The sequence below is a fragment of the Burkholderia sp. 9775_39 genome, assembly GCF_015712225.1.
In the GTDB taxonomy this organism is placed as follows: Bacteria; Pseudomonadota; Gammaproteobacteria; order Burkholderiales; family Burkholderiaceae; genus Burkholderia; species Burkholderia cenocepacia.
On the sequence record NZ_JACCQC010000033.1, the window covers coordinates 60,426 to 74,189 of the forward strand.

At 66.7% G+C, this 13,764-nt stretch carries 14 protein-coding genes; 6 read left to right on the top strand and 8 right to left on the bottom strand.

Annotation, left to right across the window (positions count from 1 at the left end):
- Window positions 1-282: 282 nt before the first annotated feature.
- From H0X90_RS30840 to H0X90_RS30865, 6 genes are all read left to right on the top strand, one after another.
- Window positions 283-507, top strand: coding sequence for a hypothetical protein (locus H0X90_RS30840; RefSeq protein WP_011546403.1), 225 nt, complete (start codon window positions 283-285; stop codon window positions 505-507).
- A 240-nt stretch (window positions 508-747) separates the two neighbouring features.
- On the top strand, window positions 748-2,103 hold the full coding sequence (gene gor / locus H0X90_RS30845) for a glutathione-disulfide reductase (RefSeq protein WP_006495494.1): 1,356 nt from the start codon (window positions 748-750) through the stop codon (window positions 2,101-2,103).
- A gap of 324 nt (window positions 2,104-2,427) precedes the next feature.
- Window positions 2,428-2,577, top strand: coding sequence for a hypothetical protein (locus H0X90_RS30850; RefSeq protein ID WP_155123402.1), 150 nt, complete (start codon window positions 2,428-2,430; stop codon window positions 2,575-2,577).
- A 58-nt stretch (window positions 2,578-2,635) separates the two neighbouring features.
- Entirely contained in the window at window positions 2,636-3,307 is a 672-nt protein-coding gene (locus tag H0X90_RS30855; RefSeq protein ID WP_185626066.1) for a CsgG/HfaB family protein, read from the top strand.
- 52 nt (window positions 3,308-3,359) lie between these two features.
- On the top strand, window positions 3,360-3,791 hold the full coding sequence (locus H0X90_RS30860; protein ID WP_034201258.1) for a DUF4810 domain-containing protein: 432 nt from the start codon (window positions 3,360-3,362) through the stop codon (window positions 3,789-3,791).
- Between the two features lie 10 nt (window positions 3,792-3,801).
- Complete coding sequence (locus H0X90_RS30865; protein ID WP_077189593.1) at window positions 3,802-4,476, top strand: DUF799 domain-containing protein; 675 nt, start codon at window positions 3,802-3,804, stop codon at window positions 4,474-4,476.
- A gap of 92 nt (window positions 4,477-4,568) precedes the next feature.
- Here the strand turns inward: H0X90_RS30865 and H0X90_RS30870 are convergent, their stop codons facing one another.
- The 8 genes from H0X90_RS30870 to H0X90_RS30905 all read right to left on the bottom strand — a co-directional run.
- Complete coding sequence (locus tag H0X90_RS30870; RefSeq protein WP_048986148.1) at window positions 4,569-5,870, bottom strand: FAD-binding oxidoreductase; 1,302 nt, start codon at window positions 5,868-5,870, stop codon at window positions 4,569-4,571.
- 25 nt (window positions 5,871-5,895) lie between these two features.
- Window positions 5,896-7,200 (bottom strand): FAD-binding oxidoreductase, encoded by a 1,305-nt coding sequence (locus H0X90_RS30875; protein ID WP_077189592.1) that lies wholly within the window; start codon window positions 7,198-7,200, stop codon window positions 5,896-5,898.
- A gap of 97 nt (window positions 7,201-7,297) precedes the next feature.
- Complete coding sequence (locus H0X90_RS30880) at window positions 7,298-8,887, bottom strand: DUF3138 family protein (RefSeq protein ID WP_006495490.1); 1,590 nt, start codon at window positions 8,885-8,887, stop codon at window positions 7,298-7,300.
- Window positions 8,888-9,005: 118 nt separating this feature from the next.
- The gene (locus H0X90_RS30885) at window positions 9,006-9,845 is read right to left on the bottom strand and encodes an ABC transporter permease subunit (protein WP_006485612.1); all 840 of its coding nucleotides are present in this window, start codon (window positions 9,843-9,845) and stop codon (window positions 9,006-9,008) included.
- The gene (locus H0X90_RS30890; RefSeq protein WP_006485610.1) at window positions 9,842-10,828 is read right to left on the bottom strand and encodes an ABC transporter permease subunit; all 987 of its coding nucleotides are present in this window, start codon (window positions 10,826-10,828) and stop codon (window positions 9,842-9,844) included. The genes H0X90_RS30885 and H0X90_RS30890 overlap by 4 nt, the downstream gene beginning before the upstream one ends.
- Before the next feature lie 10 nt (window positions 10,829-10,838).
- Window positions 10,839-11,993 carry an ABC transporter ATP-binding protein gene (locus tag H0X90_RS30895; protein ID WP_006485613.1) on the bottom strand — a complete coding sequence of 385 codons (1,155 nt, stop codon included), beginning with the start codon at window positions 11,991-11,993 and terminating at the stop codon, window positions 10,839-10,841.
- 146 nt (window positions 11,994-12,139) lie between these two features.
- Window positions 12,140-13,255 carry a polyamine ABC transporter substrate-binding protein gene (locus tag H0X90_RS30900; RefSeq protein WP_006485616.1) on the bottom strand — a complete coding sequence of 372 codons (1,116 nt, stop codon included), beginning with the start codon at window positions 13,253-13,255 and terminating at the stop codon, window positions 12,140-12,142.
- 63 nt (window positions 13,256-13,318) lie between these two features.
- Window positions 13,319-13,764 (bottom strand): aminotransferase class III-fold pyridoxal phosphate-dependent enzyme (locus H0X90_RS30905; RefSeq protein ID WP_196438320.1); only part of this gene is annotated, 446 nt, incomplete at its 5' end.

Below are 13,764 nucleotides of genomic sequence, written 5' to 3' on the forward strand. Positions count from 1 at the left end.
GCGCGCACGACTATTCGGCGGGCGCTCCATTGCGGAAGTCCCGCGCCGTAAGCGATCCGTCGGCAATCCAGAACATACTTTTACAGTGCGCGCGCAGGCTTTCCGCTACGCTGCGTGCATCGCTCGTGGCATGCCGTCAGGCGTGCGCGTGCGTCGTTCCGGTGACGCTCCGCGAGCACGGCCGGCCTGATGCGTAACTTGTGTATCCGGCGATGACAAACACGGTCCGCCGGTTTCTTTCGTGGGACGATGCGCTCACGATTTTCTAGAAAGGGGATGACGATGGGTATCCTGAACGTCGTGGGTGAAATCGCCGGCGCAGTCGCCGCCGTCGAAGGCGCGGAAAAGCTGGATCCGGATGCGGGCCTCTTGACCAAGGCGGCCGCGGCCGTCGCGGGTTTCAAGGGCGCCGAGGCGATCGAAGGCATGCTCGAGAAGAAGGACGAGCAGCCGCAGCAGGCGGACGACACGCAGGCGACGGACGGCAGCGACACGTCGCAGGCATGAGCATGGCGGCCGGTCGGCCGCGGGCGCGCCCTTCGCGCGCCAGGGCCGGCCGGTGCCGCGCAATCGGCAGGTCGGGCATGCGGTCGATCGGTGACGCATGGCACAACCGCCAGCCGGTTTGACCGGCGAGAGGCCTCGTCTCTCGCCGTTTTTTATGGGGCGCGCGGCACGCACCACGCGCCGCACGAATCCCCGAATCTTGCTATCGTCCCTCCATCCGAACTGCGATGAGGGAATGCGATGGATTTCGACTACGACCTGTTCGTCATCGGCGCCGGCTCGGGCGGCGTGAGGCTCGCACGCATGGCGGCGTCCTACGGCGCACGCGTCGGCATAGCGGAAGAAGAGCAGATCGGCGGCACCTGCGTGCTGCGCGGCTGCATCCCGAAGAAACTGCTGGTCTATGCGTCGCACTACCCGCACGAGGTCGACGACGCGAAGGGCTTCGGCTGGACCTTCGGCGCCGGCACGCTCGACTGGTCCGCGCTGATCGCCGCGAAGGATCGCGAGATCAACCGGCTGAGCGACATCTACGTCAACCTGCTACGGCAATCGGGCGTCGACATGCACGCCGGCCGCGCGACGCTCGTCGATGCGCACACGGTCGCGATCGGCACGCGCACGATCCGCGCGCGCCACCTCGCGATCGCGACCGGCTCGCGGCCGTCGCTGCCGCCGCGGCCCGGCATCGAGCACGCGATCACGTCGCGCGAGGCGCTGTCGCTCGCGGCGCTGCCCAAACGCATCGCGGTGGTCGGCGGCGGCTATATCGCGGTCGAGTTCGCGGGCATCTTCAACGGTTTCGGCAGCCACGTCGACGTGTTCTATCGCGGCGAAAAAATCCTGCGCGGCTTCGACGACGACGTGCGCCAGTTCCTGACCGACGAGATGACGAAGCAGGGCGTCACGATTCATGCGCGCGCGGTGATCGAATCGATCGAACGCGCGGACGACGGCGCGCTGTTCGTGCGCGTCGGCGACGCGCGGCACGGGCCGTACGATCAGGTGCTTTATGCGACGGGGCGCGTGCCGAACGTCGACGGAATCGGGCTCGAGCAGGCGGGCATCCTGCTCGATGCACGCGGCGCGATTGCCGTCGATGCGTATTCGGCGACGTCGGTGCCGTCGATCCACGCGATCGGCGACGTCACGTCGCGGCCGCAGCTCACGCCGGTCGCGACGCGCGACGGCGCGCTGCTCGCGCGCACGCTGTTCGGCGGGTCGCGCGTGGCGGTCGATCACGCGTACGTGCCGTCGGCCGTGTTCAGCCAGCCGGAGGTCGCGACGGTCGGCCTGACCGAAGCCGATGCGCGGCACGCGCACGGCGACGTCGACATCTACCGCACGTCGTTCAAGGCGTTGCGCCACACGCTGTCGGGCCGCGACGAGCGCACGCTGATGAAGCTCGTCGTCGCGCGCGACAGCCAGCGCGTGGTCGGCGCGCACATGGTCGGCCGCGATGCGGGCGAGATCATCCAGGGCATCGCGATCGCGATTCGCGCGGGCGCGACGAAGGCGCAGTTCGACGACACGATCGGCATTCATCCGACCGCGGCCGAGGAGTTCGTGACGATGCGGCAGAAGGTGGCCGATTAGCAGAATGGCACGCGCGTGTGCATCGCTGCACGCGCGTGTGAGGCCGGAACGCCGAACGGCGTATTTTAGAGATATCGATCGTTCGGATCGGCGGCATGAATTAACGCGTGTCGATATCGGCGGATCGACCGTTAATCCGCCGATATCGACACGGAAGACCGGCGAGTATCGAGCGCATGTCGCGCGAGCCCTTGCCTGCAGGGCTTTGCGCGCGAATGGGTCGCCGAATAAAAATAAGCGTGAAAATCGTCAATTATTATCAAGATAAGCCGTCTTGATAAACAGGCTTGATATGATCGCGAAAAATCATATACGGGGCCGACCATGCGCGATCAACAGCGCAGTAATCAGAATAACGGAATCATCCGTGCGCGCGATGCAGGCGCGTATCGCATTGTCGATCCGCTTTTCGCCGTGACGCATCCGTTGCGCGCGCTCCTCCATGACTTGCAGCGATCGCCGAACCGGCGATGAACGCGTGCGTGTGCCCCGCGCAGTGCCATCTTTTCCAGCAAGGAGACCAGCAGTGAACATTCAGACACGACGCACCGTCCTCGTGGCGGCCGCGGTCGTCGCGGCGCTGTCCGGCTGCGCGACCGAATCGTCGCGCACGCTCGACGTGCCGGCCGTCAGCAGCGCGCAGAAGCCGTACGCGGGCAAGCCCGTCGCGATCGCCGTCGGCAAGTTCGACAACCGCTCGAGCTACATGCGCGGCATCTTCTCCGACGGCATCGACCGCCTCGGCGGACAGGCGAAGACGATCCTCGTCACGCGCCTGCAGCAGAGCCGCCGCTTCAACGTGCTCGATCGCGAGAATCTCGACGAGATCAGGCAGGAAGCGGGCTTCATGAAGAAGGCGCAGGCCGTGAAGGGCGCGAACTACGTGGTGACCGGCGACGTGACCGAGTTCGGCCGCAAGGACGTCGGCGATCATCAGCTGTTCGGCATTCTCGGCCGCGGCAAGACGCAGGTCGCGTACGCGAAGGTCAACCTGAACATCGTCGACACGACGACGTCGGAAGTCGTCGCATCGAGCCAGGGCGCGGGCGAGTTCAGCCTGTCGAACCGCGAGGTGATCGGCTTCGGCGGCACCGCCGGCTACGACTCGACGCTCAACGGCAAGGTGCTGGACCTCGCGATCCAGGAAGCCGTGAACCATCTCGTCGACCAGGTCGACGCCGGCGTGCTGAAGGCGGCGCAGTAAGTGCCGCGCGCGATACGCACGCATCATTTCACCAACCAGAAGAGACAAGACCATGAAACGGGGAATCTGGCTGCCGGCGACGGCGGCCGCCTTGCTGCTCGCGGGCTGCGCGGCGCCGACCACGCCGCCGCTGTATCAGTGGACCGGCTATCAGCCGCAGGTGTACGAATACTTCAAGGGGCAGCAAGCGCCGCAGCAGCAGATCGATGCGCTCGAAAAAGCGCTGCAGGAGATCCGCGCGAAGGGCCATACGCCGCCGCCGGGTTTCCATGCGCATCTCGGGATGCTGTATGCGAGCGTCGGCAACGAGCAGCAGGCCGAGCAGGAACTGCAGGCCGAAAAGCAGCTGTTCCCGGAATCCGCGTCGTATATGGATTTCCTGATGAAGAAGAAGGCCGGTGCGTCGAAAGCCGCGAATCCGGCGGCCGCCGGCCAGACCGTTGCCGATCGGAAGAATGCCGATTCGAATCCTGCCAAACAGTGACACGCCCGCCATGTTCAAGACACTTTCATTCAAGCTGCTGTTCGCGCTGTCGATCGCCGCGCTGCTGAGCGCGTGCGCGCAGCCGGTGCAACGTCCCGACTACACGGCGTTCAAGAAGAGCCAGCCGTGCTCGATCCTCGTGCTGCCGCCGGTCAATGAAACCACCGACGTCGGCGCGACTTACGGCGTGCTGTCGCAAATGACGCTGCCGCTCGCCGAGTCGGGCTACTACGTGGTGCCCGTCGCGGTGATGGACGAGACGTTCAAGCAGAACGGCCTGACGAATGCGACCGACATCCAGGCTACGTCGCCGGCGAAGCTGCGCGAGATCTTCGGCGCGGACGCCGTGCTGTATTCGAAGGTCACGCAATACGGCTCCGTCTACCAGCTGGTCGACAGCACGACGACCGTTGCCGCGTCGGCGAAGCTCGTCGACCTGAAGAGCGGCGACGTGCTGTGGCAGGGCGAGGGGCGCGCGACCGGCAAGGAAGTCGGCAACAACATGAGCGTCAATGCGTTCGGGATCGTCGGGGCGCTCGTGCAGGCAGCCGTCAAGCAGGTCGCGCATTCGCTGACCGACGAAGCGCATGACGTGGCCGGGCTGACGAGCACGCGGCTGTTGTCGGCGGGCCCGCCGAACGGGCTGCTGTACGGGCCGCGCTCGCCGAAGTACGGTACCGACTGACGCGCGGCGGCTTCTCCCGGATCCTGCCGCCGGACCGAACGGCCGCTCGAACGAGCGGCCGTTCTGCTTTTGCGCGGTGACGCTGCGCGCGCTCAATGCACGCCGAACGCATCCAGCAGCCGATACCAGCTCATCGCGAGCACCAGCGCCGGCGTGCGCAGCGCCGCGCCGCCGGGGAAGTCGCGATGCCGGATCTTGTCGAACAGGTCGAAGCGGCTCGCCTGTCCGTCGATCGCCTCGGCGATCAGCTTGCCCGCGAGCGCGGTCGTGTTCACGCCGTGCCCCGAAAACCCCTGCGCGAAATACGTGGTCGGCGTGATGCGGCCGAAGTGCGGCGCGCGGTTCATCGTGATGTCGACGAAACCGCCCCACGCATAGTCGACCTTCACGTCCGCGAGCTGCGGGAACGTCTTCAGCATGTCGGCGCGCATCGCCGCCGCGAGATCGCGCGGCGCGCGCGTCGAATAGCTGACCTTGCCGCCCCACACGAGCCGCGTGTCGGGCGCCGGCCGGAAGTAGTCGAGCACGAAGCGGCTGTCGCAGATCGCCGCGCGGGCAGGCATCAGCGCGGCGGCGCGCGCTTCGCCGAGCGGCTCGGTCGCGATCACGTAGGTGCCGACCGGCATGATCTTCCTCGACAGCGCGGGCGCGAGCGTGCCGACGTAGGTATTGCAGGCGAGCACGACGAAGCGCGTACGCACGTTGCCGCCGCCCGTCTCGACGACGTGGCCGCCGGCCACGTCGCGCACGCGTGTCACGCAGCTGTCCTCGTGGATGCGCACGCCCGCGTCGGTGGCCGCCCGCGCGAGGCCGAGCGTGTAGTTGAGCGGATGAAGATGGCCGCTATCGGGGTCGTACAGGCCGCCGCAATAGCGGGCCGACTGCACGTAGTCGCCGAGTTCGTCGGCTTCGACGAAGTGGAAGCGGTCGTAGCCGAAGCGCTTCGCGGCTTCGTCGCGCCAGCGTTTCAGCGCATCCGCGTCGCGCTCGGTGTTGGCCGCGGTCAGATAGCCGGGCACCAGCGCGCAGTCGATGTCGTGCCGCGCGATGCGCGACTTCACGAGCGACAGCGTCTCGAGCCCCATGTCCCAGATGCGCTTCACGTCGCCTTCCGGCATGAACTGCGCGAACGTGTCGATGTCGCACGCGAAGCCGCCGATCAACTGGCCGCCATTGCGGCCGCTCGCCGCCCATCCGACCCGCGACGCTTCGAGCACGGTCACCGAATGGCCGCGCTCGGCGAGATTGAGCGCGGCGGACAGGCCCGTGAGGCCCGCGCCGATCACGCACACGTCGGCGTCGATCGTGCCGGCGAGCGGCGCGTGGCGGGTCGTATCGTTGGCGGTCGCCGCGTAGTACGACGCGACGTGCGGCTGGTTGGCGAATGTCTGCATGATCAGGAAAGCGGAGTGAAAGGGCTCAGAACAGCTCGCGTACGCGGTGGTACAGCATCCCGAGTTCGAGCGCGGGTTGCCGCCATGCATCGCCGCCGGGAAAGCGCCGGTGACGCAGGCGGGCGAACAGGTCGAACGCGTGCGTGTCGCCCGCGATCGCGCCGGCGACCGCGCGTCCGGCGATGCCGGTGAGCGCGACGCCGTGGCCGCTGAAGCCCTGGACGTAGAAGAAGTTCGGATCGATCGCGCCGAAATCCGGCGCGCGGTTGCGCGTGACGTCGACGAAGCCGCCCCACGCGTGGTCGACGCGCACGTCGCCGAGCTGCGGGAACACGTCGACCATGCGCTGCCGGATCGCTTCGGCGAGCGCCGCGGGCGACGCGCCGGCCGAATTCGCGCGGCCGCCGAACAGCATCCGGTGGTCGGCCGACAGCCGGAAGTAGTCGAGGAAGAAGTTGTTGTCGCACACGGCTTCGCGCCGGGCGATCAGTGCATCGGCGCGCGCCCGGCCGAGCGGCTCGGTCGCGATGATGTACGACGCGATCGGCGCGATGCGCGCGGCGGTCGCGGCCGGCAGCACGCCGCCGGGCCCGGCGTTGCAGCACGACACGACGAAGCGGCAGCGCACTTCGCCCGACGGCGTGCGCACGACGGGCCGGGCGCCGCGCACGACGTCGAGCGCCGGCGTGTGCGCGTACAGCGCGACGCCTTCGCGGCGTGCGGCATCGGCAAGGCCGAGGCAGTACTTGAGCGGATGCAGATGGCCCGACAGCGGATCGTGCACGCCGGCCAGATAGCGCGTCGATGCGATGCGCGCGTGGATCTCGCCGGTATCGAGCCAGGCGAGCGACGGATGGCCCCAGCGCGACGTCGCGGCGTTCATCCACGCACGCAGGTCGTCGATGCGGCGCGGCTTCGTCGCGACCGTCAGGTAGCCGCGCGTGAAGTCGCAGTCGATCCCGTAGCGCGCGATGCGCTCGGCGATCAGCGCGACGCCGTCGAGCGACAGCGACCACGCGGCGCGCGCGCCGTCGGCGCCGAGCTGCTGCTCGATCACCTCGTCTTTCGCGAAACCGGTGATCGCCTGGCCGCCGTTGCGGCCCGACGCGCCCCAGCCGGGCCGCTGCGCATCGATCACGGCGACCGACAGCCCGCGCGCGCGGCAGTCGAGCGCCGTCGACAGGCCGGCGAAGCCGGCGCCGATCACGCAGACGTCGACGTCGATCGCCGCGTCGAGCATCGGATCGTCCGCCACGGGCCGCGTGGCCGTGGCTTCGTAGTACGAGTCGCGCGCGAGCGCATCGGCGCGGCGGGTGAAAGACTGCGTCATGAAACCGACTCCCTCGACAAGGCTGCAACGGCGCGCAGCCACCCGGAAAACGGCGCGGGACGCCGTGCGTGCGGCACGTCGCCCCGCGCGTGCTGCATCAGAACGAATAGATGAACTGCGTCGCGAGCAGGTCGTTGGACTTGCCGTACGACCCGTCGTTGCGCAGGAACACCTTGTTGTTCGCCCAGTCGTGCCGGTATTCGACCTTCACGGTGATCTGCTGGGTCGGATAGAACAGCAGGTCGAGCGCGACGTCCTGGCGCACCGCGCCCTTGCACTCGAAGCCCAGGCCGCCGCCGGCCTTCGACTGCGCGAGGCAGTCCGCGTCGACGCCGAAACCGTTGCTCGGGTCCATCCCGTTGCCGTTCAGCGCGATGCCGCCGCCGCCGCCGCCGTTCTTCGAGTTCGCGAGCAGGTCGTAGCGCAGCGTCACGCCCATGCGGCCGACCACCGGCGCGTTGAACTTGCGGTGCGCGAGCAGCGACAGCCCGTACCACTGCGCGAGCCCGCCGTTGAACGCCGCATGCTGCTGCCGGCCGTAGTCGACTTCGGCGTTGTACTGCACGTCGGCGAGCGTGTAGGTCGCGTCGAGTTCGCCGAAGAAGAACGAACCGTAGCCGCTCGGCGCCGCGCCGCCCGGGCCGTAGTGGACGACACCGTCCGCGTCGATCGCGCTCGACAGCGTCTGGCGGCCGATGTTGAACGAGCCGCCGAGATCGAGCGCGCTCGACCACGTGTAGTCCGCGCGCGCGGTGAAGGTCGGCACCTTGTTGCTGGTGGTGATCGGGTCGCCGAGCGCATTGGTGCCCGTCTGCGTGACCGAACCGTAGGTGCGGTACTGCTCGTTGCCGAGGAAGAACTTCCACGCCCAGGCGCCCTTCGTGTAGTTCGCGCCGACACCGACGTAGCTGCCCGGATCGGAGAAATCGTACAGCAGGTTGTGCGTGAGCGTGAGCATCTGGTTCGACTGCTGCACTTCGTAGCCGCCGAAGCTCGGGATCAGGCCGGCGACCAGCGTCGTTTCCGCGGTGATCGGCACGTTGATCACCGCCGTGTTCAGCAGGTTGTCGGTGATCGAGCCGCGCGAGTTCTGCAGCAGCGTGATGCCGTTGCCGCGGTTCGGCATCAACGTGATCTCGGCCGATGGTGCCATCGGGCCGACGCCGAAAGTCTTCTTGATGTCGAGGTAGAGATCGCCGAACGTGCTGTTGAAGTAGTTGTACGCGTTCTCGTGGTTCGCGAACAGGAACGACGACGTGCCGGCCGCGCGGTTGTAGATGTAGGTCGGATCGATGTAGCCGGTGACCGACAGGCCGGCGAGCGGGCCGGTGTTGGCCGCGTCGGTCAGCGAATCGACCTTCAGCTGCTGGTTCGCGATCTGCTGCTTCATCTCGCTGACCTCGTCGTTGGTCAGCGTCGCGCGTGCCTTGCCGTAATCCGGCGAGCCCGGGTCGGCGGCGACCGCGACGGCGTTGCCGCCGCCGGCCATGCCGCCGCTCGCGCCGGACGTCGCGCCCCCCCCTGCGCCGCCCGGCTTCGCGGCGAGCTGCGCCTGCATGGCCTTCATCTGTTTCTGCAGCGCGGCGACCTGCGCCTGCAGCGCCTTGATTTCGGCGGATGTCGAACCGGCCAGCGCGATGCCCGGCAACGCGCCGGCCACCAGCAGGCAGATCAGTTTCTTCTTCATTGCGGATTCTCCTAGTCGTGCGCCTGTCAAATCGGGATCGAATCGCGCGCCCCCCCCCTGGGGCAGCGCGTCTTGCTTGTCTGCAGTGCTTGTTATCGTCGAAGCAGGAGGCCGGCCGTCAGGCCACCGCGAACGCGGCCTTCAGGTCGGCCATCCGGCGTCGTTCGCGCGCGATCATCATCCGGTTCACGACGATCACGCCGATCGTCACGGCCGTGATGAACAGCGTCGCCAGCGCGTTCATCTCCGGGTTCAGCCCCAGCCGCACGCGCGAGAACACCACCAGCGGCAGCGTCGTCGACCCCGGCCCGGACAGGAACGCCGACAGCACCAGATCGTCGATCGACAGCGTGAACGACAGCAGCCACCCCGACAGCAGCGCCTGCGAGATCAGCGGCAGCGTCACCACGAAGAACACCTTCAGCGGTGTCGCGCCCAGGTCGAGCGCGGCCTCCTCGAGCGACTTGTTCATCTCCTTCACGCGCGACTGCACGATGATCGCCACGTACGACACGCACAACATCACGTGGCCGATCCAGATCGTCACCATCCCGCGCCCCTTCGGCCAGCCGAACATCTGCTCGAGCGCGACGAACAGCAACAGCAGCGAAATCCCCTGGATCACCTCCGGAATCACCAGCGGCGCGTTGATCATCCCGGTGTACAGCGTGAAGCCCTTGAAGCGGCCGAAGCGCGCGAGCACGAAGCCGGCCCACGTGCCGATCACGACCGACGCGGTGGCCGTCAGCAGGCCGATCTTCAGCGACAGCCACGCAGCGGTCAGCAGCTCGTCGTCGTCGAGCAGCGCCGCGTACCACTTCAGCGAGAAGCCCGACCACACCGTCACGAGCTTCGATTCGTTGAACGAGTACACGATCAGGCTGATGATCGGGATGTAGAGGAACAGGAAGCCGAAGGCGAGAACGCCCGTCGACAGCGGTTTGCTCGGCTTGATCATTTCGCGTCTCCCAGTTCCTTGACCTGGTAGTACTGAAACAGCGCCATCGGCACGAGCAGCAGCATCACCATCGCGACCGTCACCGCGGACGCCATCGGCCAGTCCATGTTGTTGAAGAATTCATCCCACATCACGCGGCCGATCATCAGCGTGTCGGCGCCGCCGAGCAGCTCCGGAATCACGTACTCGCCCACTGCCGGGATGAACACGAGCAGGCTGCCGGCGATGATCCCGTTCTTCGACAGCGGCAGCGTGATGCGCGTGAACGCGACCCACGGTTTCGCGCCGAGGTCGTACGCGGCTTCGAGCAGCGTCAGGTCCATCTTCACGAGGTGCGCGTACAGCGGCATCACCATGAACGGCAGGTACGAATAGACCATCCCGATGTAGACGCCCGCGTCGCTGTGATAGAGCCGCAGCGGCGTGTGAATGATGCCGAGCGCGATCAGCGTGTGGTTCAGCAGGCCGTCGTCCTTCAGGATCCCGATCCATGCGTACACGCGGATCAGGAACGACGTCCAGAACGGCAGCATCACGGCCATCATCAGCACGTTGCGACGGTTCGGCTCCGAGCGCGCGATGTAGTACGCCATCGGGTAACCGATCAGCAGGCACAGCACCGTCGACACGGCGGCCATCTTCAGCGAGCTGAGGTAGGTCGCGATGTACAGGTCGTCCTGCAGCAGGAACGCGTAGTGCGACAGCTGCAGCGCGAAGTGCACGACGCCGTCCTTGATCTCGACGAGCGACGTGTACGGCGGGATGCCCATCACCTGGTCGGCGAAGCTGATCTTCAGCACCAGCACGAACGGCAGCGCGAAGAACACGGCGAGCCACAGGAACGGCACGCCGATCGCGACGTTGCGGCCCGACGGCAGGAAGCGCGACAGCACGGAGAAGCGGCTGCGGCGTTGATGAGCCTGGGTGACAGCGGTAGCGCCGGTCGGCACCGGCGCGGAAGGCGTGGAAGCGGAGGTTCTCATCGTGGCGTCCTCACTGCGTCAGCACGACGCCGCTGGCCGGCGACCACGACACGAACACGTCGTCGTTCCACGCGGGCGCGCCGTCGTTCATCAGGTGCGAGCTCGACAGGTTCGACACCACCGTCTTGCCGCTCGGCAAACGCACGTGGTACAGCGAATAGCTGCCCATGTACGCGATGTCGGTGACGACGCCGCGCGCCCAGTTGTGCTTCGAGCCCGGCTTCTCGCGCGACACGTGCACGCGCTCCGGGCGCACCGAGATGCCGACCGGCATCCCGAGCGGGCCGGTCACGCCGTGGCTCACGTACATGCGCGTTTCGAGATCGTCGCTTTCGACGAAGATGTGATCGGGCTCGTCCTCGACGACGCGCCCCTCGAACAGGTTGGTCGAGCCGATGAATTCGGCCGAGAAGCGGCTGTTCGGGTATTCGTAGACTTCGCCGGGCGAGCCGATCTGCACGATCTTGCCTTCGCTCATCACCGCGAGGCGGCTCGCCATCGTCATCGCTTCTTCCTGGTCGTGCGTGACCATCACGCAGGTCACGTCGACCTTCTCGATGATGTTGACCAGTTCGAGCTGGGTCTTCTGGCGGATCTTCTTGTCGAGCGCGGACATCGGCTCGTCGAGCAGCAGCAGCTTCGGGCGCTTCACCAGCGAGCGGGCGAGCGCGACGCGCTGCTGCTGGCCGCCGGACAGCTGATGCGGCTTGCGCTTCGCGTACTTGCTCATCTGCACGAGCGCGAGCGCGTCGGCCACGCGCTCCTTGATCTCGTGCTTCGGCGTGCCTTCCTGCTTCAGGCCGAATGCGACGTTCGATTCGACCGTCATGTGCGGAAACAGCGCATACGACTGGAACATCATGTTGACCGGGCGGCGGTACGGCGGCAGCGACGCGAGGTCCTCGCCGTCGACGAAGATCTTGCCGGAGGTCGCCGTTTCCAGCCCGGCGAGCATGCGCAGCAGCGTGGACTTGCCGCAGCCCGAGCTGCCGAGCAGCGCGAACAGCTCATTCTTCGCGATCGTCAGGTTCACGTTGTCGACGGCCGTGCTGTCGCCGAATTTCTTCACGACGTTTTCGATGCGCACGAACGCGTCGTTTTGCGTGCGGGGCGCCGTGGCCGGTTGGGTCTGTCGTGCAGCAGCGGAAGAGGGTATCGATTGCATGGGAGTCACCATTCGTTCTTCACGGATTGCAGGCGTGAGCGTCCCCGCGCGAGGCGCGCAACGCGACTCGCGGACGACGGCTCGTGCCGGATGGAACAGCGCGCGCGGGGCGCGCGAGCGGACGTACGTCCGCGGATCTCAGGCGGTCAGTGGCCCGTCTTCAACTGGGCCCACAGACGGTTCTCGAGGCGCAGGATGTCGGCCGGCATCGGCTTCATCAGCACCATCTTCTTCAGCACGTCCTCGGGCGGGTAGACGGTCGGGTCCTGCGCGACGGCCGGCGTGACGAACGGGTGCGCGGCCTTGTTCGCGGTCGGGTAGAACACCGTGTTGGTGATCGCCGCGTTGACCTTCGGATCGGACACGTAGTTGATCCACTTCATCGCGGCTTCCGGGTGCGGCGCATCCTTCGGGATCACCATCACGTCGAACCACAGTAGGCCGCCTTCCTTCGGGTTCGCGAACTTGATGTCGTACGAGCGCTTCGCTTCGGACGAGCGGCGGTGCGCGATGCCGATGTCGCCCGACCAGCCGAGCGCGACGCACACGTCGTTGTTCGCGAGATCGTTGATGTAGCCGGACGAGTTGAACTGCGTGATGTACGGGCGGACTTTCTTCAGGACTTCGAAGGCAGCCTGGTAGTCGCCGGGGTTCTTGCTGTTCGGGTCCTTGCCCATGTATTGCAGCGTGGCGGCGAACACGTCGACGGCCTGGTCGAGGAACGACACGCCGCAGCCCTTGAGCTTCTCCATGTTGGCCGGGTCGAACACCAGCGCCCAGCTGTCGACCGGCGCCTTGTCGCCGAGCGCCTTCTTCACCGCCTGCACGTTGTAGCCGATGCCGTCCGTGCCGTAGGCCCACGGCACGCCGTACTGGTTGCCCGGATCGGCGTCGGCGATCATCTTCATCAGCAGCGGGTCGAGGTTCGCGAGGTTCGGAATCTTCGACTTGTCGAGCTTCTGGTACACGCCGGCCTGGATCTGCTTGGCCATGTAGTTCGACGTCGGCACGACGATGTCGTAGCCCGAGCTGCCGGCCAGCAGCTTCGCCTGCAGCGTGTCGTCGCTGTCGTAGTTGTCGTACTTGACGTGGATACCCGTCTGCTTCTGGAAGTTCGGGATCGTGTCCGGCGCGATGTAGTCGGACCAGTTGTAGACGTTCAGTTCGTCGGCATGCGCCGACGGGCTGGCGACCGACGTGAGCGCGGCCGCGGCGGCGAGGGCGGCGACGGAACAGGCTTGGCGAAGAATGCAGGCACGCATGGTGGAATTCCCCTGGATGATGGCGGCGTGCGGCGCCCGCCGCACGCCTGTAGGCAAAAACCGTTACGAAATACCCAGTTGCTGGGCGGTGGCATCGACGGCCTTCTTCGCCTTCGACACGAGTTCATCGATTTCCTGGCGCGAGATCACGAGCGGCGGCGACAGCAGCATCCGGTCGCCGGTCGCGCGCATGATCAGGTTGCCGTTGAAGCAGAAGTCGCGGCAGATCGTGCCGACGTCGCCGCCGTTCGCGAAGCGGCGGCGTTCGGCCGGCGCTTCGGCCAGTTGCAGGCTCGCGACCATCCCGTGGCCATGCACTTCGCCGACGATCGGATGACGCGCGAAGGTTTCGCGCATCAGCGCCTGGAAGTACGGGCCGGTATCGGTCTTCACGCGCTCGACGATGCCCTCGTCGCGCAGCAGCTTCAGGTTCGCGACCGCGACGGCGGCTGCCACCGGGTGCCCCGAATACGTGAGGCCGTGATTGAATTCGCCGTTGTCGATGATCG